This is a genomic window from Roseivivax jejudonensis (genome assembly GCF_900172265.1).
GTDB classification, from domain to species: Bacteria; Pseudomonadota; Alphaproteobacteria; order Rhodobacterales; family Rhodobacteraceae; genus Roseivivax; species Roseivivax jejudonensis.
Genome location: NZ_FWFK01000007.1, coordinates 23,472 through 48,345 on the forward strand (window position 1 = coordinate 23,472; position 24,874 = coordinate 48,345).

30 protein-coding genes and 1 tRNA gene are annotated in these 24,874 nt (G+C 70.4%); 20 read left to right on the forward strand and 11 right to left on the reverse strand.

Features of this window, described 5'->3' with window-relative positions:
* The first annotated feature begins 262 nt into the window (after nucleotides 1-262).
* The 9 genes from ROJ8625_RS16810 to ROJ8625_RS16850 all read left to right on the forward strand — a co-directional run bounded on the left by ROJ8625_RS16810 (nucleotide 263) and on the right by ROJ8625_RS16850 (nucleotide 8,572).
* On the forward strand, nucleotides 263-478 hold the full coding sequence (locus ROJ8625_RS16810) for a hypothetical protein (RefSeq protein WP_085793091.1): 216 nt from the start codon (nucleotides 263-265) through the stop codon (nucleotides 476-478).
* Between the two features lie 65 nt (nucleotides 479-543).
* On the forward strand, nucleotides 544-1,620 hold the full coding sequence (locus ROJ8625_RS16815; RefSeq protein ID WP_085793092.1) for a branched-chain amino acid ABC transporter permease: 1,077 nt from the start codon (nucleotides 544-546) through the stop codon (nucleotides 1,618-1,620).
* A gap of 42 nt (nucleotides 1,621-1,662) precedes the next feature.
* Nucleotides 1,663-2,964: an ABC transporter substrate-binding protein gene (locus ROJ8625_RS16820; protein ID WP_085793093.1), complete on the forward strand. Its 1,302-nt coding sequence runs from the start codon at nucleotides 1,663-1,665 to the stop codon at nucleotides 2,962-2,964.
* A 119-nt stretch (nucleotides 2,965-3,083) separates the two neighbouring features.
* Nucleotides 3,084-3,911 carry an ABC transporter ATP-binding protein gene (locus tag ROJ8625_RS16825; protein WP_085793094.1) on the forward strand — a complete coding sequence of 276 codons (828 nt, stop codon included), beginning with the start codon at nucleotides 3,084-3,086 and terminating at the stop codon, nucleotides 3,909-3,911.
* A 369-nt stretch (nucleotides 3,912-4,280) separates the two neighbouring features.
* Nucleotides 4,281-4,559, forward strand: coding sequence for an HdeA/HdeB family chaperone (locus ROJ8625_RS16830; RefSeq protein WP_085793095.1), 279 nt, complete (start codon nucleotides 4,281-4,283; stop codon nucleotides 4,557-4,559).
* A 219-nt stretch (nucleotides 4,560-4,778) separates the two neighbouring features.
* The gene (locus ROJ8625_RS16835) at nucleotides 4,779-5,999 is read left to right on the forward strand and encodes a phenylacetate--CoA ligase family protein (RefSeq protein WP_085793096.1); all 1,221 of its coding nucleotides are present in this window, start codon (nucleotides 4,779-4,781) and stop codon (nucleotides 5,997-5,999) included.
* A gap of 53 nt (nucleotides 6,000-6,052) precedes the next feature.
* Nucleotides 6,053-7,708 (forward strand): peptidoglycan-binding protein, encoded by a 1,656-nt coding sequence (locus tag ROJ8625_RS16840; protein WP_085793097.1) that lies wholly within the window; start codon nucleotides 6,053-6,055, stop codon nucleotides 7,706-7,708.
* Between the two features lie 61 nt (nucleotides 7,709-7,769).
* Nucleotides 7,770-8,177 (forward strand): hypothetical protein, encoded by a 408-nt coding sequence (locus ROJ8625_RS16845; RefSeq protein ID WP_085793098.1) that lies wholly within the window; start codon nucleotides 7,770-7,772, stop codon nucleotides 8,175-8,177.
* Nucleotides 8,174-8,572 carry a DUF2306 domain-containing protein gene (locus ROJ8625_RS16850; protein WP_085793099.1) on the forward strand — a complete coding sequence of 133 codons (399 nt, stop codon included), beginning with the start codon at nucleotides 8,174-8,176 and terminating at the stop codon, nucleotides 8,570-8,572. Before ROJ8625_RS16845 ends, ROJ8625_RS16850 begins: the two co-directional genes overlap by 4 nt.
* A 110-nt stretch (nucleotides 8,573-8,682) precedes the next feature.
* Here ROJ8625_RS16850 and ykgO read toward each other — a convergent pair whose 3' ends face one another.
* Nucleotides 8,683-8,808 carry a type B 50S ribosomal protein L36 gene (gene ykgO / locus ROJ8625_RS16855; protein WP_008562923.1) on the reverse strand — a complete coding sequence of 42 codons (126 nt, stop codon included), beginning with the start codon at nucleotides 8,806-8,808 and terminating at the stop codon, nucleotides 8,683-8,685.
* A gap of 75 nt (nucleotides 8,809-8,883) precedes the next feature.
* Nucleotides 8,884-8,958: transfer RNA gene (locus ROJ8625_RS16860), tRNA-Val, on the reverse strand.
* A gap of 159 nt (nucleotides 8,959-9,117) precedes the next feature.
* Between ROJ8625_RS16860 and ROJ8625_RS16865 the strand changes: the two genes are divergently transcribed.
* Nucleotides 9,118-9,981 carry an N-formylglutamate amidohydrolase gene (locus ROJ8625_RS16865; RefSeq protein WP_085793100.1) on the forward strand — a complete coding sequence of 288 codons (864 nt, stop codon included), beginning with the start codon at nucleotides 9,118-9,120 and terminating at the stop codon, nucleotides 9,979-9,981.
* 3 nt (nucleotides 9,982-9,984) lie between these two features.
* Here ROJ8625_RS16865 and lpxK read toward each other — a convergent pair whose 3' ends face one another.
* From lpxK to ROJ8625_RS16880, 3 genes are read right to left on the reverse strand one after another with little or no spacing between them, the layout of a single operon-like run.
* Complete coding sequence (lpxK, locus tag ROJ8625_RS16870; protein WP_085793101.1) at nucleotides 9,985-10,977, reverse strand: tetraacyldisaccharide 4'-kinase; 993 nt, start codon at nucleotides 10,975-10,977, stop codon at nucleotides 9,985-9,987.
* Nucleotides 10,977-12,170 (reverse strand): 3-deoxy-D-manno-octulosonic acid transferase, encoded by a 1,194-nt coding sequence (locus ROJ8625_RS16875; protein WP_234984303.1) that lies wholly within the window; start codon nucleotides 12,168-12,170, stop codon nucleotides 10,977-10,979. Before ROJ8625_RS16875 ends, lpxK begins: the two co-directional genes overlap by 1 nt.
* A 4-nt stretch (nucleotides 12,171-12,174) precedes the next feature.
* Nucleotides 12,175-12,414 carry a DUF4170 domain-containing protein gene (locus tag ROJ8625_RS16880; RefSeq protein WP_085793102.1) on the reverse strand — a complete coding sequence of 80 codons (240 nt, stop codon included), beginning with the start codon at nucleotides 12,412-12,414 and terminating at the stop codon, nucleotides 12,175-12,177.
* Nucleotides 12,415-12,616: 202 nt separating this feature from the next.
* Here ROJ8625_RS16880 and ROJ8625_RS16885 point away from each other — a divergent pair, with 202 nt between their 5' ends.
* Nucleotides 12,617-13,570 carry a glycosyltransferase family 2 protein gene (locus tag ROJ8625_RS16885; protein ID WP_234984304.1) on the forward strand — a complete coding sequence of 318 codons (954 nt, stop codon included), beginning with the start codon at nucleotides 12,617-12,619 and terminating at the stop codon, nucleotides 13,568-13,570.
* A 9-nt stretch (nucleotides 13,571-13,579) separates the two neighbouring features.
* Here ROJ8625_RS16885 and ROJ8625_RS16890 read toward each other — a convergent pair whose 3' ends face one another.
* The 4 genes from ROJ8625_RS16890 to rbfA form a co-directional block, all read right to left on the reverse strand.
* Nucleotides 13,580-14,365 (reverse strand): inositol monophosphatase family protein, encoded by a 786-nt coding sequence (locus ROJ8625_RS16890; RefSeq protein ID WP_085793103.1) that lies wholly within the window; start codon nucleotides 14,363-14,365, stop codon nucleotides 13,580-13,582.
* Nucleotides 14,352-15,698 (reverse strand): TldD/PmbA family protein, encoded by a 1,347-nt coding sequence (locus ROJ8625_RS16895; protein ID WP_085793104.1) that lies wholly within the window; start codon nucleotides 15,696-15,698, stop codon nucleotides 14,352-14,354. The genes ROJ8625_RS16890 and ROJ8625_RS16895 overlap by 14 nt, the downstream gene beginning before the upstream one ends.
* 218 nt (nucleotides 15,699-15,916) lie before the next feature.
* Nucleotides 15,917-16,666, reverse strand: a complete 750-nt coding sequence (locus ROJ8625_RS16900) for a phosphodiester glycosidase family protein (RefSeq protein WP_085793105.1) — start codon at nucleotides 16,664-16,666, stop codon at nucleotides 15,917-15,919.
* Nucleotides 16,667-16,674: 8 nt separating this feature from the next.
* Nucleotides 16,675-17,070, reverse strand: a complete 396-nt coding sequence (gene rbfA, locus ROJ8625_RS16905) for a 30S ribosome-binding factor RbfA (protein ID WP_085793106.1) — start codon at nucleotides 17,068-17,070, stop codon at nucleotides 16,675-16,677.
* 89 nt (nucleotides 17,071-17,159) lie between these two features.
* Here rbfA and dapB point away from each other — a divergent pair, with 89 nt between their 5' ends.
* Together dapB and ROJ8625_RS16915 are read left to right on the forward strand one after the other, a co-directional pair.
* Nucleotides 17,160-17,969 carry a 4-hydroxy-tetrahydrodipicolinate reductase gene (dapB, locus tag ROJ8625_RS16910; protein WP_085793107.1) on the forward strand — a complete coding sequence of 270 codons (810 nt, stop codon included), beginning with the start codon at nucleotides 17,160-17,162 and terminating at the stop codon, nucleotides 17,967-17,969.
* Between the two features lie 97 nt (nucleotides 17,970-18,066).
* Complete coding sequence (locus tag ROJ8625_RS16915; RefSeq protein ID WP_085793108.1) at nucleotides 18,067-18,447, forward strand: dihydrodipicolinate reductase; 381 nt, start codon at nucleotides 18,067-18,069, stop codon at nucleotides 18,445-18,447.
* A 17-nt stretch (nucleotides 18,448-18,464) separates the two neighbouring features.
* Here the strand turns inward: ROJ8625_RS16915 and ROJ8625_RS16920 are convergent, their stop codons facing one another.
* Nucleotides 18,465-18,674: a DUF1674 domain-containing protein gene (locus tag ROJ8625_RS16920; protein ID WP_085793109.1), complete on the reverse strand. Its 210-nt coding sequence runs from the start codon at nucleotides 18,672-18,674 to the stop codon at nucleotides 18,465-18,467.
* 86 nt (nucleotides 18,675-18,760) lie between these two features.
* Here ROJ8625_RS16920 and ROJ8625_RS16925 point away from each other — a divergent pair, with 86 nt between their 5' ends.
* The 3 genes from ROJ8625_RS16925 (at nucleotide 18,761) to ROJ8625_RS16935 (ending at nucleotide 21,914) form a co-directional block, all read left to right on the forward strand.
* Nucleotides 18,761-20,029: an RsmB/NOP family class I SAM-dependent RNA methyltransferase gene (locus tag ROJ8625_RS16925; protein ID WP_085793110.1), complete on the forward strand. Its 1,269-nt coding sequence runs from the start codon at nucleotides 18,761-18,763 to the stop codon at nucleotides 20,027-20,029.
* Between the two features lie 93 nt (nucleotides 20,030-20,122).
* The gene (locus tag ROJ8625_RS16930; protein WP_085793111.1) at nucleotides 20,123-21,004 is read left to right on the forward strand and encodes a LysR family transcriptional regulator; all 882 of its coding nucleotides are present in this window, start codon (nucleotides 20,123-20,125) and stop codon (nucleotides 21,002-21,004) included.
* Complete coding sequence (locus ROJ8625_RS16935; protein ID WP_234984305.1) at nucleotides 20,997-21,914, forward strand: DMT family transporter; 918 nt, start codon at nucleotides 20,997-20,999, stop codon at nucleotides 21,912-21,914. Before ROJ8625_RS16930 ends, ROJ8625_RS16935 begins: the two co-directional genes overlap by 8 nt.
* Nucleotides 21,915-21,917: 3 nt before the next feature.
* On the opposite strand, the gene ROJ8625_RS16940 is transcribed toward ROJ8625_RS16935, so the two are convergent.
* A complete protein-coding gene (locus tag ROJ8625_RS16940; protein WP_085793112.1) occupies nucleotides 21,918-22,280 on the reverse strand; it encodes an ArsR/SmtB family transcription factor in 363 nt (120 codons plus the stop codon).
* A 195-nt stretch (nucleotides 22,281-22,475) separates the two neighbouring features.
* On the opposite strand from ROJ8625_RS16940, the gene ROJ8625_RS16945 reads away from it, so the two are divergent.
* The 4 genes from ROJ8625_RS16945 (at nucleotide 22,476) to ROJ8625_RS16960 (ending at nucleotide 24,824) form a co-directional block, all read left to right on the forward strand.
* Nucleotides 22,476-23,015 carry an OmpA family protein gene (locus ROJ8625_RS16945; RefSeq protein ID WP_085793113.1) on the forward strand — a complete coding sequence of 180 codons (540 nt, stop codon included), beginning with the start codon at nucleotides 22,476-22,478 and terminating at the stop codon, nucleotides 23,013-23,015.
* A 125-nt stretch (nucleotides 23,016-23,140) separates the two neighbouring features.
* Nucleotides 23,141-23,425, forward strand: coding sequence for a hypothetical protein (locus ROJ8625_RS16950; protein WP_085793114.1), 285 nt, complete (start codon nucleotides 23,141-23,143; stop codon nucleotides 23,423-23,425).
* A gap of 279 nt (nucleotides 23,426-23,704) precedes the next feature.
* The gene (locus tag ROJ8625_RS16955) at nucleotides 23,705-24,076 is read left to right on the forward strand and encodes an AtpZ/AtpI family protein (protein ID WP_085793115.1); all 372 of its coding nucleotides are present in this window, start codon (nucleotides 23,705-23,707) and stop codon (nucleotides 24,074-24,076) included.
* A complete protein-coding gene (locus tag ROJ8625_RS16960) occupies nucleotides 24,051-24,824 on the forward strand; it encodes a F0F1 ATP synthase subunit A (protein ID WP_085793116.1) in 774 nt (257 codons plus the stop codon). The genes ROJ8625_RS16955 and ROJ8625_RS16960 overlap by 26 nt, the downstream gene beginning before the upstream one ends.
* Nucleotides 24,825-24,874 lie beyond the last annotated feature (50 nt).

A 24,874-nucleotide genomic window follows, 5' to 3' on the forward strand; every position in this document is an offset into this window, starting at 1 on the left:
CCTGTCCGTGGCCGGCCCCTCGGTGTGGACGTGGAGTGCGCCGTGGCCGTCGGGCCTGCGGGCGTGCCGCACGTCAGGCGATTGCGCGTCGATCCCGCCGCGGGCGCGCGCATCGGCCCCGAGACGGACGGTCGCGCGGCGGAGGCGGCGCGCTCTTGCGCGGGTAGCGCGGTCGAGGACCGGACCGGGAGGCACGCACCGACCGGCCACCGGCTCGGCCTCAAGACGCCTTGCGCAGAGGCGGCGACATGGGAGTGAACCGATGAGCCGGGGCGCGCTGGTGGCGATGCGGGCGATCCTGCTGCTGGTGGCGGCGCTCGGCGGGGCGGCGACGCTCTATGCCGCGGCGATCGGCGCGGGGTCACTGCTGCGGGTGCTGACGCTGGTGCCGATCCTCGTGCTCGCGGCGCTGGCGGACTGGCAACTGAGCGGCCGCTGGGACGGGGTGTTCGGCGCGATCTTCGGATCGCGGCGCTAGCGCCGGCGCGGGCCAAGGGCCCGCAGCGCGGCGCGCAAGGGACGAGAAGGGAAGGACGGACGATCATGCTCTACCGCACGGCGGGACAGTTCAAGACGAGCTACAAGGCGGACCAGGCGCTGTTTCCGGTGCGCCAGGACGCCATGCTTCTGGGCATCATCCTCGTCTTCGCCTGGGTGATCCTGCCGCTGACGGCGAGCGAGTTCGCCTTCCAGACGCTGCTCATTCCGGTCCTGATCTACGCGCTGGCGGCGATGGGGCTCAACATCCTCACCGGCTATGCCGGGCAGCTGTCCCTCGGAACGGGCGCGTTCATGGGGGTGGGTGCCTATGCCTGCTACAAGATGCTGACCCTCATGCCGTGGCTGAACCCGGTGGCGGCGATCCTTCTCTCGGGCGTGTTCAGCGCCGGAGTGGGGGTGCTGTTCGGGATCCCGTCGCTGCGGATCAAGGGCTTCTACCTCGCGATCGCGACCCTCGCGGCGCAGTTCTTCCTGATCTGGCTGTTCGAGAAGTGGGCGTGGCTCTACAACTTCAACGCCTCGGGCGCGATCCAGGTGCCGAACCTCGACATGCTCGGCGTCTGGGTCGCGGGGCCGCAAGCGGCCTCGATCACGCAGTACTACGTCGTGCTGGTGGTGGTCAGCCTGATGACCCTCCTGTGCATCAACCTGACGCGAGGCACCCTCGGGCGCACGTGGAAGGCGACGCGCGACATGGATATCGCGGCCGAGCTCATCGGCATCAACCTCATGCGCTCGAAGCTGACCGCGTTCGCGGTGTCGTCCTACATCGTCGGCGTGGCCGGCGCGCTCTTCGTCTTCATGTGGCGCGGCGCGGCCGAGCCCAACCTCTTCGACATCAGCCTGTCGTTCCGGATCCTGTTCATCGCGATCATCGGCGGGCTCGGGTCCATCCTCGGCAACTATCTCGGGGCGATCCTGATCGTGGGGCTTCCGGTCGTGCTCAACATCGTGCCGGAGATGCTGGGCATCCCGATCGCCTCGGCGACCGTGGAGCACCTGAACACCATGATCGTGGGGGCGCTCATCATCTTCTTCCTGATCATCGAGCCGCACGGGCTCGCTCGGCTCTGGGCGCTGATCCGGGAGAAACTCATCTCGTGGCCGTTCCCCTACTGACCGGCCGCGCGACACCAAAACCGTCTAAGGGAGGACAAACCGATGAAGACACTGGCAAGCATCGCCGTCGCGGCGGCGCTGATCGGCACGGGGGCGCTGGCGCAGAGCGAGACGCTCAACGTGCCGAATTTCAGCTATCGCACGGGGCCGTTCGCCTCGACGGGCATCCCGCTCATGAACGGGCAGCGCGACTACCTGGTCATGCTCAACGAGCGCGACGGCGGCATCGGCGGGCTCGAGATCAACTACAGCGAATGCGAGACCGGCTACAATACCGAGGCCGGCGTGGAGTGCTACGAGCGCACCAAGGCGACGGCGCTGGTCACTCAGCCCTGGTCCACGGGCATCACGCTGCAGGTGCTGCCGCAGACCAACATCGACGAGATCCCGATCTTCGCGCCCGGCTACGGCTTTTCGCCGATGCGCGACGGCCGGGTGTTCCAGTGGGCCTTCAACATCCCCGCCGGCTACTGGGACGGTGCGTCGATGCTGATCCAGGCGCTGCTCGAGGAGAATGACGGCTCGCTCGAAGGCAAGAAGATCGCCTTCCTGCACCTCGATCATCCCTACGGCAAGGAGCCGCTGCCGTTCTTCGAGGACGCGGCGGAGCGCCAGGGCTTCGAGCTTCTGCCGATCCCGGTCGGGCTGACCGAGATGCAGAACCAGTCGGCGCAGTGGCTGCAGATCCGGCGCGAGAGCCCCGACTACGTCATCATGTGGGCGTGGGGCGCGATGAACGGCGCGGCGCTCAAGGAGGCGGCCCGCACGCGCTACCCGATGGATCAGTTCCTGTCGGTCTGGTGGGGCGCGCATACCGACGACCTGGAACCGCTCGGCGAGGACGGAACCGGGTTCCGTTCGATTTCGTGGTCGAAGCCGGTGGACGACGCGCCGGCGATGCAGGCGATCCGCGAGCACGTGATCGATGCCGGCCTCAGCCTCACCGATGCCGAACAGGCGGGCGAGGTCTACTACCAGCGGGGCGTGGTGATGTCGGCGATCCTGGCCGAGGCGATCCGCGTGGCGCAGGAGAACGCGGGCACGCCCGAGATCACCCCGGCCGACATGCGCTACGGCTTCGAGAACCTCGACATGACCGAGGCGCGGCTCGAGGAACTCGGCATCGCCGGGATGGTGCCGCCGTTCGAGACGTCTTGCGCCGACCATACCGGCCAGGGCGGCGGCTGGATGCTGGAGTGGAACGGCTCCGAGTTCGTCCAGGCGTCGGACCTGCTGACGCCGGAGATGGACAAGATCATGCCGCTGGTCGAGTCGAACGCGCAGGACTACGCGGATACCAACGCGCCGTGGCCGACCAACGAAGAGTGCAACGTGGGCGGCTGATGCCGCCGGCCCGGCGGCGGCGCGCCGCCGCCGGGCATTTTTGAGTATTTTCACCAAGAAGAACCAGGGGCGCGGCGCGTCGCGGGGGGCGGCGCGCAAGGGCGCGAGGGAGGCGTGCGATGCCGGATGCGAGCGAGACCGAGGCGAAGGCGCTGATCGAGGTCAACAATATCGAGGTGATCTACAACCACGTGATCCTCGTGCTGAAGGGCGTGTCCCTGACCGTGCGCGAGCGCGGGATCACCGCGCTTCTGGGCGGCAACGGCGCCGGAAAGACGACGACGCTGAAGGCGGTGTCGAACCTGCTGCACTCCGAGCGGGGTGAGGTGACCAAGGGGTCGATCCTCTATCGCGGGGAGCGGGTTCAGCATCTCGATCCCGCGGCGCTGGTGAAGAAGGGCGTCATTCAGGTGATGGAGGGACGCCATTGCTTCTCGCACCTGACGGTGGAGGAGAACCTGCTGACGGGCGCGTACACGCGCAAGGACGGCAAGGGCGCGATCGAGGCCGACCTCGAGATGGTCTATTCCTACTTTCCGCGGCTGAAGGAGCGCCGGCGCAGCCAGGCCGGCTACACCTCGGGCGGCGAGCAGCAGATGTGCGCGATCGGCCGGGCGCTGATGTCGCGGCCGGAGACGATCCTTCTGGACGAGCCGTCGATGGGCCTTGCGCCGCAGCTGGTGGAGCAGATCTTCGAGATCGTGCGCGCGGTGAACGAAGGCGAGGGAGTGTCCTTTCTCCTGGCCGAGCAGAACACCAACGTCGCGCTGAAGTACGCCCATGCGGGCTATATCCTGGAGAACGGGCGGGTCGTCATGGAAGGCAGCGCCAAGGCGCTGCGCGAGAACGACGACGTGAAGGAGTTCTACCTCGGCATGTCCGACGAGGGGCGGCGGTCCTTCCGCGACGTGCGCTCCTATCGCCGGCGCAAGCGCTGGCTGGCCTGAGCTTCAGTTCCATCGCATCGCGGGGGCCGTGGCGGCGCGAGCCGAGGCGCTCGCAGCGCGGCGGACCGAGGGGGCCCTTGACCGTCATGTTCTGCCGGCCGCGCGCCCGATCCCCGGAGCGAAGGACCGCGCAGGATCCGCCATGTGCGCGTGATGCGCGGTGCGCTGTGCGCGTGACGCGATGGAGCGCAGACCGTCCCGAGTGTGGCAGAAGTCCCATCCTGCGCGATAAGGGCGCATGCACCTAAACTGATCCATCCCTTTGTCAAATCGCAATTATTTTGGTGTCAATCGGGGAACGTCTCGCGGCGTGTGACGGTTATGCGACCGGATGGCCCGAACGGGCCTAGAGACAACAGGAGTTTAGTCATGAAGACCACCGCAGCACTCGTCGCCGCATTTGGCCTCACGGCAGCCGCACCGGTTCTCGCCCAGACCGATATGGAAATGGATGTCGAGACCGTGACCTGCGCCGAATACCTCGACATGGACGAGGCCGGCAAGATGGCCGCGGCGGAGGCCCTCGTGGCCGAGCTCGAGAGCCCGATGGACGTGGATGCAGCGACGATCGAGCTCGAGAGCACCTGCGAGGAAGGTGACAACGGCGACACCGCGCTTCTGACAGCGATGACCGCAGGCGCGAACTGATTACGGCTCTTTCGAGTCGATTCACAAAAGGCCGCGCCGCGTGCGCGGCCTTTTTGCGTCGCGGCCCCGACGGGTTCAGGGCGCGCTGTTATCTGATAGCGTGGCCCCTGTCATTGACTGACCGGGGCCGCAAGGCCCACCTGCGACGCGAAGGAGGACGCTCGTGACAGCCTGCCAGATTGAGACTGCAACGTCGTGGCCACGCCGTGGAGGTGCGGCATGACCAGCTATTTCGACGCGCTGGAAACGCGCGGCGTGGACGAGCGTGCCGCGGCGCTGGCCGAGGACCTGCCGCAGCAGATCGCGCGGGCGCAGGCGCTGCCGGGTTACGCATCAACGCTGTCGGGCGTCTCGGCATCGGAGATCACGGGCCCGGACGCGCTCAAGCGGCTGCCCGTGCTGCGCAAGAGCGACCTCGGTGCCGCACAGGCAGAGGCGCCCCCCTTCGGCGGCTTCGCCACCCGCCCGCCGAGCGCGTTCCGCTACCTGTTCCAGTCGCCGGGGCCGCTTTACGAGCCGGGTGGCGACGCCACGGACTGGTGGCGCATGGGCCGGTTCCTGAACGCGTGCGGCATCGGGCCGGGCGACATCGTGCAGAACTGCTTCGGCTATCATCTGACACCCGCCGGCATGATCTTCGAGAACGGCGCGCGAGCCGTCGACGCCGCGATCCTGCCCGCCGGGACCGGCCAGACCGAGCTGCAGGCCCGCGCCGCGCAAGATGTGGGTGCCACCGCCTATGCCGGCACGCCGGATTTTCTGAAGGTCATCCTCGAGAAGGCCGACGCGTTGGATCTGACGCTGTCCATCACCAAGGCGGCGGTGTCGGGCGGTGCGCTGTTCCCGAGCCTGCGCGAATTCTATGCCGACCGGGGCATTGCGTGCCTGCAATGCTACGCCACGGCGGATCTCGGAAACGTCGCATACGAGAGCCAGGCGATGGAGGGACTGATCGTCGACGAAGGGGTGATCGTCGAGATCGTCACCCCCGGCACCGGTGATCCGGTGCCCGAGGGCGAGGTCGGCGAGGTCGTTGTCACGACATTGAACCCCGATTATCCGCTGATCCGGTTCGCCACGGGAGACCTTTCGGCTGTGCTGCCGGGGCAGAGCCCCTGCGGTCGCACCAACATGCGGATCAAGGGCTGGATGGGGCGCGCCGACCAGACCACGAAGATCAAGGGCATGTTCGTCCGGCCCGAGCAGGTCGCAGACTTCGTCGCCCGGCATCCCGAGATCGCGCTTGCGCGTGTCGTCGCCGGGCGCGAGGGCGAAACCGACACGATGCTGGTGCGGGTGGAGGCCGAGGGCGGCGACGCAGCCGCCTTCGAGGCAAGCGCAGCGGAAACGCTCAAGCTCAAGGGCCGGGTCGAGATCGTCGCGCCCGGCAGCCTGCCGCGCGATGGCATCGTCATCGAGGATACGCGGAGCTACGACTGACGCCGCGGCCATCGTGGCCGCGCGGGCTCCGCTTCGACTGCAAGGAGGGTTGAATGATCCGACATGTGACCGCCGCCGCGCTTGTCGCGGCGACCGTTCCCGTGATGGCGCTCGCCGATGGCGATGCGCTCATCCTCGCCAACGGCGAATACCAGTCGGTGGAGAGATTGCGGGGCGCGAACCGCGTGCTTGCCGCCGCGGACCCGTTGTCGGCGCAGGATTTCGACGTTGTGACACAGGTCGAGGGCGACAGCGCGGACATGGAGGAAGCCCTTGGGCGCTTTTTGGCCGGGCTCGACGCGGACACGGACCGGGTCGCCGTCATCCTCTCGGGCCGTTTCGTGCACAGCGCGGCCGAAACATACCTGCTGCCTGTGGACGCGCCGCTGCCGCTCGATCCCGCGGCGGTGATGACCGGTGCGCTGCCGCTGTCGGCGGTGCTCGGTCCGCTGGCGGACCATCCCGGACAGGCGGTGCTGCTGCTGGCCGAGGACGAGATGGAGCCGTTGGAAGATGCCGCGTTCCTGCGCGCGGGCCTTGGGCGGATCGACACGCCGCAGGGCGTGAGCCTCGTGCGCGGGGCGCCACGCGAGATCGCCGAATTGGCGCGCCGCGACCTCGCCACGCCGTCTCGCGATTTCGTCGCGGCGGTCGATGACGCCGGTCTCGAGCTCGAGGGCTACGCGCCGCCGCGGCTGGTCTTCGTCGAGGCCGGAACCGCGCCCGCGGACGAGGCGGCGGACACGCCGCCCGAACCGGAGGCGCCGGAGGAGGATCGCGGCGAGGCGCGGCTTTGGGCCTCGGTCGAGTCGCGTGACGACGTGGCGGGCTACGAGACCTACCTGTCGGCCTATCCCGACGGACCGAACGCCGCCGCGGCGCGCGACCGGCTGGCAGAGTTGCGCGATGCGCCGCGCCGTGCCGCCGAGGCGCGCGAGGCTGCGCTCGACCTCGACCGCGATGCCCGCCGCGCGGTGCAGCAGGACCTGACGGCGCTGGGCCGCGACACGCGGGGCGTTGACGGGATCTTCGGACCCGGGACCCGCTCGGCCATTCGGGCGTGGCAGGAGGCCGAGGGCCGCGAGGTGACCGGATACCTCACGGCTGCGCAGATCGACCGGATCGGTGCCGCGGCGGATCGTGCGCGCGCCCAGGCAGAGGCGGAGGCCGAGCGCGCCGACCGCGCGCTGTGGCAGGAGATCGGGCCCGAGCCCAACGCGCCGGCGCTGCGCCGCTACCTCGAGCGGTTCCCGGACGGGATCTACGCGGCACAGGCGCAGCGGCGGCTGGACCGCCTGGTGGAGGCGGCGCGGCAGCGTGCCGCCGTGCGCGACCGCGATGCCTTCGAGGCCGCCGAGCAGCGCGATACCGTCGCGTCGTACCGCGACTACCTCGCGGAGTTCCCGGAGGGCGCGTACGCCAACCGGGCCGAGTCGCGGATCGCGGCGCTTCAGGGGGCGAACGACGGCCGTGCGGCGGCGCGGGCCGAAGAATCGGCGCTCGGTCTGCCGCAGGCGGCGCGGGCACTGGCCGAACAGCGTCTGGCAGCGGCGGGCGTCGATCCCGGCCGGACCGACGGGGTCTTCGACGAGCGCACGCGGCGCGCTCTGCGGCAGTATCAGCAGAACCGCGATCTGCCGGTGTCGGGCTTCCTCGACAACGCGACGGCGGCGCGACTGCTGGCCGAGACGATTTTCGGCGGCCGTTGACGCTTGCGCGGGTGGCCGGTCGGATGTTTCGCTGGTCGAAACACTGAGCCGGAGCACCCGCATGAGCTTTGCCGACGCCGTCGCGACCTTGCCGGATGCCGTGCGCCTGTGGGTGCTCTGGCTGACGATCATGATGGTCGCTGCGCCATTGGTCCTTCTGATTTTCGGCGAAAGCCGGCGTGCCGGCGCGGTCATCCTTGTCGCGAACGTCGCGGTCGCGGTCGCGATGCACCTTCTTTACGCGCGGGTCGGCATGGTGCGCCTGCTTGGGCTGCCGCACCTGCTGATCTGGGGACCGCTCCTGGTCTGGCTGTCGGGAGAGCTGCGCGCGGTGTCCTGGCGGATCGTCCCGCGCGTCGTTGCGATGATCTTCGCGCTGTCGATCGCCGTTTCGCTGATCTTCGACGCAATCGACGTCGTCCGCTGGATTTACGGTGACCGCGGGGCGCTGACCGGGGCCGCAGGTTGAACTGGGCGCCGCTCTGGCAGGCCGGCCCGGTCGTCGCAAGTCATGCGGTCGCCGCGATCGCGGCGGCGCTGATCGGTCCGTTGCAGTTCATTCTGCCCAAGGGCACGGCGCTGCATCGTGTGGCCGGCTATGTCTGGGTCGGAGCGATGGCCTTCGTCGCCGCGGGCAGTTTCGCGATCCACGGATTCGCCGTCATCGGGCCGTTCGGGCCGATCCACCTGCTGTCGGCGCTGGTGCTGTGGCAGCTCTGGCGCGCGATCTCGCACGCGCGGGCCGGCCGCACCACAGCCCATCGCGGCACGATGATCGGCCTTTACGGTTTCGCGCTGATCCTGGCCGGTGCGTTCACCCTCGTGCCGGGGCGTATCATGCACGCGGTCGCCTTCGGCCCTTGAAAGGGCGGCGGTCCGTCACTTGTCCGCGTCAAACGGCCGACGGTGCGGCGGCCCAACGCGAAAAGGCCGCCCGGGGAGGGCGGCCCTTCGCACAGCGCGTGTCGCGCGTCTCAGCCCTGGCGGGCCTTGAAGCGGCGCTGGGTCTTGTTGATGACGTAGACGCGGCCCTTGCGACGCACCACGCGGCAATCGCGGTGACGGTTCTTGAGCGAGCGGAGCGAGTTCTTGACCTTCATCGGTCGTCTCCTCATGTCGCGGCGCTCGGTCGCGCCTGTTCGTTGCGGGCGCTCCGGACCCCGGAGCGGCGAAGATGGTGGGCGGTACTGGGTTCGAACCAGTGACCCCTACGATGTCAACGTAGTGCTCTACCGCTGAGCTAACCGCCCGATTTTTCCGACACTTGGCCGCCGAACGGCACCCCACAAAGAAATGGGGCGCGGGAGCCCCGCGCCGGTAAGCGGGGTCTATAAATAGAGTCGCAGGAGGGATCAAGGGGGCTTTTGGCGGGCCGTGCTTTCGCGCTATGTACATGCGAAGGAGCGCGCATGCCGAAGGTCGCATATCATCTCTTCCGTCCGGAGGTCATGACCTCCTGCGTGGTCTTCGCCTCGCCCCACAGCGGGCGGGACTACCCGTGGTCGTTCCTGCGCCACACGCTTCTCGACGAACACTCGATCCGCTCCTCCGAAGACGCCTATGTCGACAGGCTCTTCGATTGCGCGCCGCAGTTCGGGGCGACCTTCCTCAAGGCCGGGGCGCCGCGCGCCTTCGTGGATCTCAACCGCGCGGCGGACGAGCTCGACCCGGCGCTGATCGAGGGCGTGCGCAAGGCGGGTCACAACCCGCGTGTCGCCTCGGGCCTCGGCGTCGTGCCGCGAGTGGTGGCCAACGGGCGCGCGATCTACCGCGGCAAGCTCGGCATGGCCGAGGCAGAGCGGCGGATCCGTGACTACTGGCGCCCGTATCACGCGGCGCTGCAGTCGAGCCTCGACCGCGCGCACGCGACGTTCGGCGAGGCGCTGTTGGTCGATTGCCACTCGATGCCGCACGAGGCCGTGGACGGGGTCGCGCGCGGCGGCGCGCGCCGGCCCGACATCGTGATCGGCGACCGCTTCGGCGCATCGGCCGCCGGCCGGCTGGTCGACCGCGTGGAGGCGGCGTTCATCGATGCCGGCTTCGCTGTGTCGCGCAACACGCCGTTCGCCGGCGCCTTCATCACCCAGCATTACGGCCGGCCGGCGCGGCGCCAGCACGCCGTGCAGATCGAGATCGACCGCGCCATCTACATGGACGAAGCGCGGATCCGGCCGAACGCCAATTTTCACGCCTTCCGCAAGCTCCTGCGCGGGATCATCGCCGATATCGCGGCGATCGGTCCGGCCGATCCCCGAAGCCTGGCGGCCGAGTAGGGGTCAGCGCGGCAGGATCCGGTCGAGTGCCGCCTCGAGCGGAGCCGGATTGTCGAGCGTGAGCCGGACCGGGAGCGTCAGTACTTTCTGCCGGAAATCGGGCGGCAGACGCACCGCGTCCTTTTCAGTGGTCACGAGCTGTGCGCCGGCGGAGCGGGCCTCGGCCTCGAGCCGCGCCATGAGCGCGCCGGTCAGCGGCTGGTGGTCGTCGAGCGCCTCGGCCCGGCGCAGGTCGGCACCGAGCGCGCGCAGCGTGGCAAAGAATTTCTCGGGCCGGCCGATCCCGGCGAAGGCGAGCGTCGGAAGGCCCTCCCACGGCATGCCGGTGGGCAGCGGCGCGAGCGTCGCGGTCACGTGCGGCAGCCGCAGCGCGTGCCCCCAGGCCGCCTGGAAACTCTCCTGCGCCGGAGGCGCGCCGATCGAGACGAGTAGATCCGCGCGAGCGAGACCTGCTGCCACGGGTTCCCGCAGCGGACCCGCAGGCATGCAGCGCCCGTTACCAAATCCCCGCTCCGCATCGACGACGACGAGCGACAGGTCTTTCTGCATCGCCGGGTTCTGGAACCCGTCGTCGAGAACGATCGCCTGCGCGCCATCCGCGGCCGCCGCCGCGGCGCCTTCGGCGCGGTCCTTTGCGACCCAGACCGGAGCGAAGGCCGCGAGCAGGAGGGGTTCGTCGCCGACGGCCTCGGCCGTGTGCGCCGCGGGGTCGACACGGACGGGCCCGGTGAGCGTGCCGCCATATCCGCGCGACACCACGTGCGCCGCGATCCCGCGCGCCGAGAGGCGTTCGAGCAGGGCGATCACCGTCGGCGTCTTGCCCGTGCCGCCGGCATGCAGGTTGCCGACGCAGATCACCGGCACGCCGACGCGCCGGCCGCGCCGCGCGACGCGGCGCGCCGTCATCGCGGCGGTGAGTCCGCCGATCGGCGCCAGGACCCGCGCGGCCAGCCCGGGCCGGTCTGGGGCTGCATCCCAAAAGTTCGGCGGCCGCATCAGCCCGCCGCCTCGCGCCGTGCCTCGAGCAACTCGATGATCCGGTCGATCACGGCGTCGCTCGCCGCTGCCCCGCGCGAGACGATGTCCCACCCGGCATGGGCCATCGCGGCGGCGCGGTCGGGGGCCAGCAGCTGCGACACCGCGCCCGACAACGAATCCTCGTCGCGCACGATCCGCGCCGCCCCGGCCTCGACCAGCGTCGAATAGGCACCCAGATGCCGTCCGACGTTCGGCCCGTAGAGGATCGCGGTCCCGAGCGCGGCAGCCTCGAACGGGTCGGTGCCGCCATGGCCGGGCGCAAGCGACCCGCCGAGAAACGCCAGCGGCGCGAGTCGGTACCACAGCCCGATATCCTCGGGCCCGCCGCACAACACGACCTGTGTCGTGTCATCGGGCATCTCGCCTTCGTCCCAGCGGCAGAGCCGCAAGTCGCTGGTGGCCGCCGTCCGGTCGGCCTCGGCCGCGTCCTCGGGCGTTTCAGGCACCAGCGCGAGCAGCAGGCGATGCGACAGCCGCGCGGCGCGGCGATGCGCCTCGATCACCAGCCGGGCCTCGCTGCCGCGCACGTGCGCGGCGAGCCAGACCGGCCGCCCCGCGACGGCGGCGAGCGCCTCCTCCAGGAGATCGTCGTTGCAGTCGAGCGGCAGCGTCGTTTCGGTCAGCGCTCCGCTGCGCCGTATCCGCGCCTGCCCGAGCGAGACGCGCGGCAGCCGCCGCTCGGCCGCCGCGTCCGGCAGGAAGATCGTGTCGAAGAGCGCGAGCGTGGGCGGCACCGTGTCGGGAAGCCAGCGTGGACCGGGCGCGTTGTGGGGATCGCCGCCGGGATCGACGTGAAGAAGCGGGATGTCGCGATCCGCCGCCTCCCACAGAAGGGCGGGATGCAGCCGCAGGCCCGACCACAGCGCAAGGTCCGGCCGCCAATGATCGAGGAATGCCGCGATCTCGCCGACCGCCTCCGGCGGGAGTGCGTCGTCGGGCGTGTCCCATGCGCCGGTGCGGAGCGTCACGATCTCGGGCCATTGGGTCGCCAGCCGCGCCAGCAATGTGCCGAGCGCGCGCGCCTCTGCCGCCTCGCTCGCATGGACCCACAGAAACGGCCCGTCGCCGCGAGGCGCCCGCACTGGCACCGGCGCCCCCGCCCCGCGCATCGCCGCGAGGTAGGTGCTCAGCGAGATCGGGCGCCGGCTCACGCGGTCAGGTCGGGTCCTTCGACGCGGAGCCGGGCGCTCCCTCGTCTTGGAGCCGGTGCAGATGGGCGATGAAATAGCGCATGTGGGCGTTGTCCACGGTCTTCTGCGCCCATTCCTTCCACGCGTCGAAGGCGCTGGCGTAGTCGGGGAAGATACCGACGACGTGGATGTCGTCCACGTCGCGGAACTCGGTCTTGGTCGGATCGGTCAGCTCGCCGCCATAGACGAGGTGCAGACGCTGCATGGAACGCTCCTGTGTCACGGCCTCCCTCGGCCGTGACCCTAGACTCGGGCGGGAAGCGGCACAATCACGGACAGGTTAACGCGCCTGCTACTGTTTTGAGGGGATAACCCGTATCGGATGCAGGCGCCGCGCGCGCGACTCGCGTCGGAGCCGGGAAGGCCCGGCCGCCATGTCGGCGGCCGCGGCGGAGCCGAGCCGGGACATGGATGGGACGGAGATGGACCAGGCAGGTTCGCGGATTTCGATCGTGATCGTGTCGTCCGGACGTCCGTCCTGCGTCAACGACATCGTCCGCGCTTTGAACGCACAATCCTGCCTGCCGGATCGGATTCTCCTGGTCGTGCCCGGTCCCGCCGACCTCGACCTCGCGGCGCTCGAGGCGGGGCCGTGGCCGCTTCGCGTCCGTCCCGAAGCGCTGTTCGCGCCGCGCGGCATCTGCATGCAGCGCAACGCGGGGCTGGAGGCGCTGGGCCCCGATTGCGGCCTCGTCGCGTTTTTCGACGACGACTACCTGCCCGAGCGGCGGGCGCTCGCGCGCATCCGCGCGGCCTTCGACCGCTTCGGACCCGACGTGGTCGGTCTGACCGGCGTGCTGATCGCCGACGGAATTGGCGGTCCGGGGATCGAGCTGTCCGAGGCCGAAGGGCGCCTCGCCGCGTGGGAGGCGAGCGACGCCAACGCCCGGCTGGGGGCGGATGGTGGCGCGATCCTCGAAGACACGGTCGGTCTTTACGGCTGCAACATGATCTACCGGCGCGCCGCGATCGGCGACATCCGTTTCGACGAAGCCTTGCCGCTCTATGGCTGGCAGGAGGATGTCGATTTCGCCCGGCGCGTCGCCCGCGCACGCAGTGGCCGCCTCGTGAAAACCGATGCGTTTCGCGGTCTCCATCGCGGCGTGAAGTCTGGGCGCGACCGGAACGGGGTGCGGCTGGGCTACAGCCAGATCGTCAACATCCACTATCTCTGGCGGACCGGATCGCTTCCCCCCGGCTTCGCCGCGAAACTGGCGCTGCGAAACTTCGCCGGAAACCACCTGCGCGTGCTCAGGAGCGAGCCGTGGATCGACCGGCGCGGCCGCGCCCGGGGCAACTGGATCGGTGTGCGCGACGTATTTTCCGGGCGTGCGCATCCGATGCGCGCCCTCGAGATCTGAGCGCGGGCGTCAGGTGGCGGAAACGCCGCGGCGGCGCGCGATGTCGGCCGCCGCCTCGTGGCTGGCCCCGACAAGCCCGCCAACACGTGCGGTCGGCCCGTTGAACCGCAGCGGCGCGCCGTCCCGGTCGGTCACCGTCGCGCCGGCTTCCTCGATGATCAACGTGCCCGCGGCGACGTCCCATTCCCACGCATCGCGGAAGGTGAAGATCGCATCGAAGCTGCCGTCGGCGACGAGGCAGAGCCGGTAGGCCAGCGATGGGCGGTGCGCGCGGCGCACGTCTGGCACGCCCTCCGGCCAGTGTGCCGGATCGAGGTTGGGCCGGGTCGCGAGAACGTGCGCACCGTCGATTCCGGGCCGGCCGGTCGGCGCGATCGGAGCGTCGTTGAGGCGGGCACCGTGGCCGCGGGCGGCGGTGTAGAGCTTGTCCGCCAATGGCAGGTAAACCACCGCTGCGGTGATCGCGCCGTTCTCGCACACGGCAAGGGAATGGGCCCAGATCTCGCCACCCTCGATGAAATTCCGCGTGCCGTCGATCGGGTCGATGATGAAGGTGGCCGGCGCAAGGCCGCGGGTGGGATCCTGTGCGCTTTCCTCCGACAGCCAGCCATAGGCCGGACGCGCCGCCTGCAGGATCGACGCCAGCGTTTCGTTGACGGCGAGATCGGCGGCGGTCACAGGTCCCTGTCCATCGGGCTTGTCGCGCACGTCGAGCGGCGCGCCGATGTGGCGCGTCGCCGTTTCGGCCGCGGCCTGCGCGGCCTCGACCAGAAGGGACAGGTCAGTCGCCGGCAAGGGTCAGGCCCTCGACCCGGAGCGAGGGGACGACCCGGCTCAGCCAAGGCCGCGCATCGTTCGCGGGTGTGATCCGGCGCAGCATGTCGGGCAGCGACCCGGCCACGGTAACGCCCGAGACGGGGTAGGCGGGCACGCCGTTCTCGATCCAGATGCCGCTCGCGCCGCGGGAATAGTCACCGGTGTTCGGGTTGATCGTCGCGCCGATCATGGCGGTGACGAGCAGGCCTGTGCCCATCTCCGCGAGCATCGCGTCGAGATCGAGATCGCCCTGCGTCAGTTCGAGGTTCCACGCGCTCGGCCCGGGCCCCGAGGAGATGCCGCGCGCCGCGTTCGCGGTTGGTTCGAGGTCGAGCTTGCGGGCCGAGGCGAGGTCGAGCGTGTAGCTTTTGAGAATGCCCGCTTCGACCACCGCGCGCGCCTGCGTCGGCAGGCCCTCGGCGTCGAACGGCCGCGAGGCCAGCGCGCGCGGACGGTGCGGATCCTCGATCAGCGACAGGCCATCGGGCAGCACGGGCTCGCCCAGCCGGCCGCGCAGCCACGACGCGCCGCGCGCCACCGCCGAGCCGCTCGCCGCGGCCATCAGGTGGCCGATCAGCGACGCGGCGATGCGCTCGTGGAACACCACCGGGTAGGCGCCTGTCCTCGGCCGGCGCGGATTCATCCGCGCGAGCGTGCGGGCCGCCGCCTCCGCGCCGATCTCCTCGGGGCTGCGCAGGTCGGTGGCATGGGCGCGGCTGTCGGCGTCGTGGTCGCGCTCCATCCCCGTGCCCTCGCCGGCGATGGCGGTGCAGCCGCGCGACGCGACGGTGCGCGCGTACCCGCCCGAGAAGCCGTTGCTGGCCGCGAGATGCACCTGGCCGGAGGTCCAGGAGGCGGATGCCGAATCGGTGCGCGAGATGCCGTCGACCGCCAGTGCCGCTGCCTCGGCGCGCCGCGCCGCGTCCTCGAGCTCGGCCGGGTCCGGTTCGGGCGCGGGATCGACGAGATCGAGCGCGCCGGCGTCCCAGTCCCGCGCGAGCGCGGCGGGATCCGCCAGCCCGGCATGCGGATCCTCGGGCGCGACGCGCGCCATCGCCACCGCGCGCTCGGCCATAGCGGTCAGGCTCTCCTCACGCAGGTCGGAGCCCGACACCACCGCGCTTCGCCGTCCGAGGAAGACGCGCAGCCCTATCTCGGTCGTCTCGGCGCGCTCGGCCTCCTCGAGCGCGCCGGCGCGCACGTCGACGCCGACGGCGCGGCGCGCCGTGCCGATCGCGTCCGCCGCGTCCGCGCCGGCCCGCCCGGCCGCGTCGAGAAGCGCATGCGTCAGCGCGGAGAGGTCGTGGTCCATCGTCTCGCCTCGTCTGTCGGGATGGGCGGAGACGTAGAGGCGGGGGGCACCCGGCGCAAGGGCCGCACCCCGCGCGGTGCGCCCCGAACCGAACGGAGCCCGCGCCGGCGGCCGGCGGCGCGCGGGGGCTCTGCCCCCGCACCCCCGGGGTTTTCGGCAAGATGAAGGGGCGGGTGGCGCGCGCCGCGCCGGACCGGTGCCGGCGCGCCGGGGCGCGGTCAGGGGGCCGGGGCCGCCACGCCGACGATCGGCCCCATGGCGCGGCCGAAATCCGAGCGGCCGAGCGCGGGCGCGTGCAGTTTCGAGACGTTTCCGTCGAGAAACAGCGCCTGGTCGAGGTCGAGACCGTCGCGGAAGAGCCGGCCGAACTCGTGGAAGGTGACCGGCCGCTCGGAGATCGCGAAGACCGCTTCGCGTCCGTCGGTGCTGGTGCCGACGCCGTTCCGCACGTAGCGCGAGGTGCTGTCCTCGAGAAAGCGCGGATGCAGCGCGCCGTCGATCACCAGCATCGGGCCCGACTGGGTGGCGAAGCGGCAGGCGGGGCTGTCCGCCTGGAAGGCGCGCGTCTCGATCACGTGCGCGCGCCCGTCGCCGAAGCAGAAGACGCCGTTCGGCAGCAAGCCGAAATTGCCGGGGCCGGGAGTGGCGACGAGGCCGGCGACTTCCTGTCCGTTCTCGACGTAGAGCCCGACCGGGGCGCGGTCTGGGTGGTACATGCCCGCGTTCATCGCGAAGGCGAGACGCTGTCCGGTGGCCTCGAGCGCGGCGTCGAGGCGGCCGAACTGGCTCCAGGGCTGGCCGTCGGGGGCGTCGAGGAAGAGCCGCAGGTCGTCCTGCTGCATGTCGACGCGGCAGATCGTGTAGGGCAGTCCGTCGAAGCGGATCTCCTCGCAGCCGAGCGCGGTGGCCGGCGCGGGCCCGAGGACGGCGCCGAGGGTCAGCGCGGCGAGGGCGGACAGGGCGCGCATGGCGGGTCTCACTCGTCGAGGTCGCGGCGCACGTCGTCGCGATCGAAAAGCGCGCGGGTCTCGTCCAGCCGGTCGAAGGTCTCGTCGACGCGGAAGCGCAGGTCGGGCGAGAATTTCAGCGTCAGTTCCCTGGACAGGAGCCGGCGCAGCTCCGCGCGGTTGCGCGCCAGGATCCGCACGAGGTCTTCCTGCCCGTGGCCGCCGAGCGGCAGCACGTAGGCGGTCGCGACCTTGAGATCGGGGGACACGCGCACCTCGCCCACGGTGATCGATCGCCCGGCCAGATCGGGATCGTGCAGGTCGCCGCGCATCAGCACGTCCGACAGCGTCCGCCGGATGAGTTCGCCGACGCGCAGTTGCCGTTGCGAGGGGCCGTCGCCCGAGGAATGCCGGTTCTTCGCCATGTCCTCCACCTATGCGAGCCGGGACGCTTTGCCAAGCGACGGCCGCGCCGGTAGAGACGATCGCGACGAGGGACGACAGGGAACGCGAGATGGACGGAAAACCGGGCGTGGTGGTGACCGGCGTGTCGGGCCGGATGGGGCAGATGCTGGTGCGCGAGGTCGCCGGAGATGCGCGGCTGCGTCTTGCCGGGGCGCTGGAGCGGGCGGGGCACGACTGGGTCGGCCGGGACGTGGGCGCGGCGATGGGCGGCGCCGACCTCGGTGTCGCGGTGCGCGACGACCCGGCGGCGGTCATCGCGGGGGCCGACGCCGTCATCGATTTCACCGCGCCGGACGCGACGCTCGGATTCGCCGCAGAGGCCGCGCGCGCCGGCGCGGTGCACGTGATCGGCACCACCGGCCTGTCCGAGGCGCAGATCGCCGAACTGGCCGGGGCGGCCGAGACCTGCGTGCAGGTTAGAGCCGGGAACATGTCGCTCGGGGTCAACCTCCTCGTCGGGCTGACGCGCCGGGTCGCGGCGGCGCTGGGCGAGGGCTGGGACATCGAGATCGTCGAGGCGCATCACAACCGCAAGGTCGACGCGCCGTCGGGCACCGCGCTGATGCTGGGCGACGCCGCGGCCGCGGGGCGCGGCGTGACGCTGTCCGACGTGGCCGATCGCGGCCGCGACGGCATGACCGGCGCACGAGCGCCCGGCGCGATCGGCTTTGCCGCGATCCGCGGGGGCGACATCGTGGGCGAGCATGACGTGATCTTCGCCGGACCGGGCGAGCGCGTGGTGCTGCGCCACGTCGCAACCGACCGCGCGATCTTTGCCCGCGGCGCGCTCGCGGCCGCGCTTTGGGGTCAGGGGCGGCCGCCGGGGCAGTACGACATGCACGACGTGCTCGGGCTCTGATCTCCACAGATCACGTCCGCGTGAACTCATGAACGGCCGCGCGTCCGGCGCCGTATCTGGTGCATCCGATCATCGACACCACACGGGGAGATCGACGATGTTCCGCGACCTGATCCCACCCTTTACCGGCCGCCGGGCCGCCGCCATGGCGCTCGCCGCGCTGACGGCGACCCCGGCGCTGGCCGACATGTCGCCGGTGACCGACCGGGCGCGCTTTCTGGAACTGGTGCAGGGACGAACCCTGAGCCGACCGCTGGTCAACCTGCAGGTCGGGGCCGACGGCACCATCTCCGGCAGCGGTGCGGGCTGGAACGTCAGCGGGTCGTGGTCGTGGCAGGACGGATATTTCTGCCGCGATCTCAACTGGGGCGGCGACGACCTCGGCTACAATTGCCAGCTGGTGACCGCCGATGGTGACCGCATCCGGTTCACCGAGGACCGGGGGGCGGGACGGACCGCGGGCTTCACGCTCAACTGAGGCCGCGGGCCACATCCTCAGAAATCGATGGCGAGTCCCTTCTTCTCCCAGTCGCCGTAGCGCACCGGCTCCGGGCCCTTGCGGCCACCCAGCTCGACCGGGCGCGGTGCGGCAGCCTCGGCCGCCTCCTGCGCGCGGCGGCGTTCATCGGCCTCGGCCAGTGCGCGCTGCGCCGCGGGCGGCAACTCGCGCGGGGTGTCGGGCGCGTCCTCGTCATGTGTCGTCATGGCGAAACCTCCGGGATCTCCTGCGCTTTTCGCGCGGGGTTGCCGGTGATATACGCACGCCTCCGATCCTGACAAGAGAGCGCCAGATGCCCGATACCCTGCCGAGCCCGCGCCGCGCGGCGGCCCATCTCCTCGGACAGGTGCTGGGCGAGGGGCGGCTTCTGAGCGATGCGCTCGGCGATCGCGACCACGGCCGGATGCCGGCGGAGGCGCGGGCCGAAGCGCAGCGACTGGCGACGGAAACGCTTCGCGCGCTGCCGCGGCTCGATGCGCTGATCGCCCCGCACCTGCGCAAGGCGCCGCCTCTGCGGGCGCGGAACGTGCTGCGCATCGCAACGTGGGAGCTCGCGCATGGCGGCGCGGCGCATGGCGTGGTGAACGGCGCGGTCGACACGCTCGCCGCGTCGAAGCGCACCGCGGGATTCAAAGGGCTCGCAAACGCCGTGCTGCGCAAGATCGCGGACGACGCGCCCGCGCGATGGGAGACGCTGCCGATCCCGGCGCTGCCGGACTGGCTGCGCGGGCCCCTCGTCGAGGCGTGGGGCGCGGATGCCGTCGCGGCGATGGAGCGTGCGCATTTCGCCGGCGCGCCGCTGGATCTGACGGCGCGCGACGATCCGGCGGCGCTGGCAGAGGCAACGGGCGGCACCCTCTTGCCGACGGGGTCGGTGCGGCTGGCACGGCGTGCGCAGGTCTCGGCGCTTCCGGGTTATGACGACGGCCGGTTCTGGGTGCAGGATGCTGCGGCGGCTTTGCCCGCGCGGCTCCTCGGCGACGTGACGGGACGGCGCGTCCTGGACATGTGCGCGGCGCCGGGCGGCAAGACGCTGCAACTCGCGGCCGCGGGGGCAGAGGTGACCGCGCTCGACGTGTCGGAGGCCCGGCTCGGGCGGGTGCGGGAAAACCTCGCGCGGACCGGCCTGTCGGCGGCCATCGTGGCGGGCGACGCGCTGGCGCATGCCGGCGGGCCGTACGACGCCGTGCTTCTCGACGCGCCGTGCTCGGCCACCGGCACGATCCGGCGGCATCCGGACCTGCCGCACGCGCGGGCCGGGGAGGGAATCGCCGACCTGATCGAGCTGCAGGCGCGGATGCTGGACCGGGCGCTGGATCTCGTCGCGCCCGGCGGGCGCGTCGTCTACTGCACCTGTTCGCTCCTCCCGGACGAGGGCGAATGCCAGGTCGAGGAGGCGATAGAGCGTCATGACGGGCTGACGGTCCTGCCGGCCGAGGCGCCCGGCCTCGATCCAGATTGGCGTACCCCCGAGGGCGGTCTGCGCCTTCGGCCCGATGCCTGGGCGGACCGCGGCGGCCTCGACGGGTTCTACATGGCGGTGCTCGCGCGCGCCGGCTGAGCCGATCCGACACTTCCACCCTTGCCCTGCCGCACGACGTTGCGGCAGAACGGGCGTGAGTGTGAGCCTGTGCACAGCCCCGAGGACGCGAGCATGGACAATTGGGATGAGATCCGCACCGCCTTTCAGGTCGCGCGCCGCGGCACGGTGTCGGGCGCGGCGGAGGAACTGGGCGTCCATCACGCCACGGTCATCCGGCACATAGACGCGCTCGAGGGTCGGCTCGGCGTGAAGCTGTTCCAGCGCCACGCGCGTGGCTACACGCCGACCGAGGCCGGAGAAGACCTCCTGCGCGTGGCGCAGACGACCGACGAGCAGTTCCAGCAGCTCGCCGGGCGCATCCGCGGGCGGGGTTCGGACGTGTCGGGTGATCTCATCGTGACGTCGGTCATCACCTTCGCGACCCTGATGATCCCGGCGCTCGCGGCGTTCCGCGCGCTGCATCCCGAGGTGCGGGTGCGCTACATCACCGATGACCGCGTGTTCCGGCTGGAATACGGCGAGGCCCATGTCGCCCTGCGCGCCGGAAACGCGCCGCAAGAGCCGGACAACGTGGTCCAGAAGTTCCCGAGCGAGCCGGTCGCGCTCTATGCCTCGCAGGACTACCTCAAGCGGCGCGGCGTGCCGAAGACCATAGAGGACATGGCCGAGCACGATTTCGTCGGGCCCGAGAACCTCGAGAGCCGCGCGCCATTCTATCGCTGGTTGCGCGAGCATATTCCCGACGAGCGGCTGGTTCTGCGCTCCACCGACACGCGCGTCAGCGAGCAGGCCATCCTTGCCGGCGCGGGGATCGGGTTCTTCCTCGTGCGCGAGGCGCGCTATCACAAGTCACTGGTGCAACTGATGCCGCCGCAGGACGAGTGGACGCCGCCGCTGTGGCTCGTGACCCACGTCGACCTGCACCGGACGGCGAAGGTGCAGGCGTTCCTGAAGCACCTGAAGGAGTTCGGGCAAGTCGCGGCGGATGTCTGAACGGCCCGTCAGTTCGGGCGCCGGCCCCACCGTTGCGGCGCGGCGCGGTCACCTCGCGATGCTCGCCTTCTCGGCGCTGGTGGCAGGCTCGTTCTCGCTGGGGGCGATGGCCGCGCCGCATGTCGCGCCGGAGGCGTTCACCGCCATGCGGTTCACCATCGCCGCGCTCGGCGTCGCTCTGGTGATGCGGGCGGCCGGGCCGGTGCCGCGCGCGGCGCTGACGGCGCCGTGGCGCTACATCCTGCTCGCCGGGCTCTTTGCCGGCTATTTCGTGACGATGTTCACCGGGCTGCAGACCGCCCCGGCGGTGTCGATGTCGACGGTATTCACGCTGACTCCGGCGATGTCGGCACTCTTCGGCTGGTGGCTGCTGGGTCAACGCACCACGCCGCGGATGGCGCTCGCGCTCTTGATCGGCGGGACGGGCGCGCTCTGGGTCGTGTTCCGCGGCGATCTGAGCGCGCTTCTCGCGCTCGAGGTGGGGCGCGGGGAGGCGATATTCTTTGTCGGATGCGTCGCGCATGCGGTCTACACGCCGCTTCTGGCGCGGCTCAATCGCGGTGAGCCGGCTCTCGTGGTCAACACCGCCGTCCTCGGCACGGGCGCGATCCTGCTGTGGATCTGGGGCTGGCGCGCGATGGTCGGAACCGATTGGGCGGCACTGCCGCAGATCGTGTGGACGACGCTGCTCTACACGGCGATCGCGGCCACGGCGCTGACCTTCGCGCTCGTGCGGTTCAGCGCGTTGCGCCTGCCGTCCGCCAAGGTCATGGCCTATACCTACCTCGTGCCGAGCTGGGTGCTGGTCTGGGACATGGCGCTGGGCCGGTCGTTGCCCGAAGCGCGCGTTCTGGCAGGCGGCGCGCTGACGATCGTCGCGCTGGCATTGCTGCTGCGCGACGACGGCTAGCGCCTAGTCCTCGGGATCCGTCGGCGGGGCGGGCGGACCGGCGAACTCGCGCTCCAGGAACAGCTCGAACGCCTCGAGATGCACGGGCTCGAACTGGCCGAAGCCCTGCATCCACACGCTCGCGGCGCGCAACGCGTCGGGTTCGAGCTGACACCAACGCAGGCGCCCGCGCCGATCCTGGCTGATGAGGCCGGCCTGCGCGAGGATTCCGAGGTGCTTCGACACGGCGGCGAGCGAGATGTCGAACGCGGCGGCGACGTCGGTGACTGCCATGTCGTCCTCCAGAAGCATCGACAGGATCCGGCGGCGCGTCGGATCGGCCAGCGCGGCGAAGACGAGGTCGAGATCGCCGCCGCGCTCAGCCACGGCTTGCCTCTCGTGCGGGCCAAGTGGCGTCCGACGTTGCGCGGATTGCCGCCTTGCCCCCAGCTCCAGAAGAATTTCGCATGACTTCCACTCGCCTGACGTGCCTCATGCGGCTACCTGACGCGCGTGCCCGCGTGAAGCCCGCTTCGTGCGGTGGTGCGACGCTCGGCCGTGCAGGATCAAGGAGGACGACATATGGGTTCCAGAACCGGAGGTTTCGCTGCAGTCGCTGTCGCAGCGATGCTCGCCGCGGGCAGCGCTTCGGCGCAGGAGGGCGCCGAGTGCGGCGTCTACGTGTTCTTCAACAGCGGACAGGTCGCGCTGGGCCAGCAGTCCCGCGACGTGCTGCTCGAATATGCGCGCACCTATCCCGGCGCCGAGCTGGCCGTGACGGGCTATACCGACGCGGCCGGAAGCGCAGCCGCCAACCAGGCGCTGGCGCAGCAGCGGGCCCGCAACGTTGCGGCGGCGCTGCCGGGCACGTCGATCACCTCGGTGGTGGGCGTCGGCGAGGCTGTGCGCCCCGGAACCTCCGGCGCGACCGACCCGTTGAACCGCCGTGTCGAGGTGATCCGCGCCGATTGTACCGGTGCGGGGGCCGTGCCGACGCCCCTGACCGCCAATGCCGGACTGGCCGCCGGGGTGGGGGTCGGCGTCATCGGATTGGGCGCCGCGCTTGCCGGCGACGACGACGATGACGACGGCGATAGCGGCACCGGAACGCCCGGCACTTGAGCCTTGCGCGCAAAACCGCCACACAAGCGCAGGTTTTTCGATTTTTTTTGTGGCAACCTCGCCCGTTCTCGGGTTAGTGCTCCACGTAGGCCAGTGCCACTCGAATCTTGAAGAGAGAGACACCAATGAACACCTCGATCAAAGCGCTCGTCGCGATCTCGGCCCTCGTTGCCGCTGCTCCGGCCATGGCCGGCAGCCCGAAGGGCGTCATCGCAGGTGACGGCGACGTCCAGCCCGCGCCGGCTCCGGCCGCTCCGGCCGCAGCAGCAAGCAGCCTCGGCCTGCCGGCAACCGCCGCGCTCGTCGCCGGCGGCGTGCTCGCCGCAGGCGCCATCGCTGCCGCCGCGAACGATGACGACGATGACGATGATGACGACAACAACGGCACCGGCACCACCGGCACCAACTGATCGCATCTTCGGTCCGGCTTGACGGACACAGGAATTCGAAAGGCGCGTCCCGACAGGGGCGCGCCTTTTATCGTTCGGGCGGCGGTGCGCGCGCATGTTCAACTGAACGGTTGAATAACGCCCGCTCGGCCGGTGCGGGCGCGACCGCCAGGGTGCGTGCGTGCAGCGGCAATTAATCCAGCAAAATCAGTTGTTTTGCGCGCGTCCGCCCGAGGCGGCGCGTGGCTTGACTTGCGCGCGGGCGCAGCATAGCACCAGCGCGACGCTCAGGGGGACCGCGTGACCGAACCCGACCCGAAGTCCAGGCTTGCCGCGCTCGAGGCGCGGATCGCTGCGGCGCGGGGACGGGACGAACCACGCAAGCGCCACCAAGACGAGCATTACAGCCAGGCGCAGATGGCGTGGCGTCTGGTGATCGAGCTGGTGGCCGGTCTGGGCATCGGCTTCGGGATCGGCTACGGGCTCGACATCCTCGTCGGGACGACACCGTTCCTGATGGTGATATTCACGCTGCTGGGCTTCGTGGCCGGCGTAAAGACGATGATACGCTCCGCCAACGAGATCCAGCAAAAGGGATTGCTGGACGCGTCGGGCGACGGCGCGGACGAAGAAGAGGACGGCGAGAATGGCGACAGAGACGCAAGGCGGTGACGCGGCGCACGGAGAGGGCGGCGGCCTCGTCTTCCACCCGATGGACCAGTTCATCGTGAAGCCGCTCTTCGGTGACGGCGGCGTCGGGCTGTTCACCGTGACGAACGCCACGCTCTGGATGGCGCTCGCGGTGCTGTGCGTCATCGGGCTGATGGTTCTGGGCACATCGGGCCGCGGGATCGTTCCGGGCCGCGTCCAGTCTGTGGCCGAGCTTGCGTACGGCTTCGTCTACAAGATGGTCGAGGACGTGTCGGGTCGCGACGGCGTGAAGTACTTCCCGTACATCATGACGCTGTTCATGTTCATCGTCTTCGCCAACTTCCTTGGGCTGATCCCGATGGCGTTCACCACTACCTCGCACTTCGCAGTGACGGTCGTGCTGGCACTCGCGGTGTTCCTGTTCGTCACGATCCTCGGTTTCGTGAAGCACGGCGCCAAGTTCCTCGAACTCTTCTGGGTGGCGTCGGCGCCGCTGGCGCTGCGCCCGATCCTCGCGATCATCGAGGTGATCTCGTACTTCGTGCGCCCGGTCAGCCACTCCATCCGTCTTGCCGGCAACCTCATGGCCGGTCACGCGGTGATCAAGGTCTTCGCGGGCTTTGCCGCGATCGCGGCCGTGTCGCCGATCTCGGTTCTGGCGATCACCGCGATGTACGGGCTGGAGATCCTCGTGGCCTTCATTCAGGCCTACGTCTTCACCATCCTCACCTGCGTCTATCTCAAGGACGCGCTGCATCCGCATCATTAATGCGGTGGGGTGACACCCCACCCTGCCGCTGCGCCTCCGGGCGCGCATCG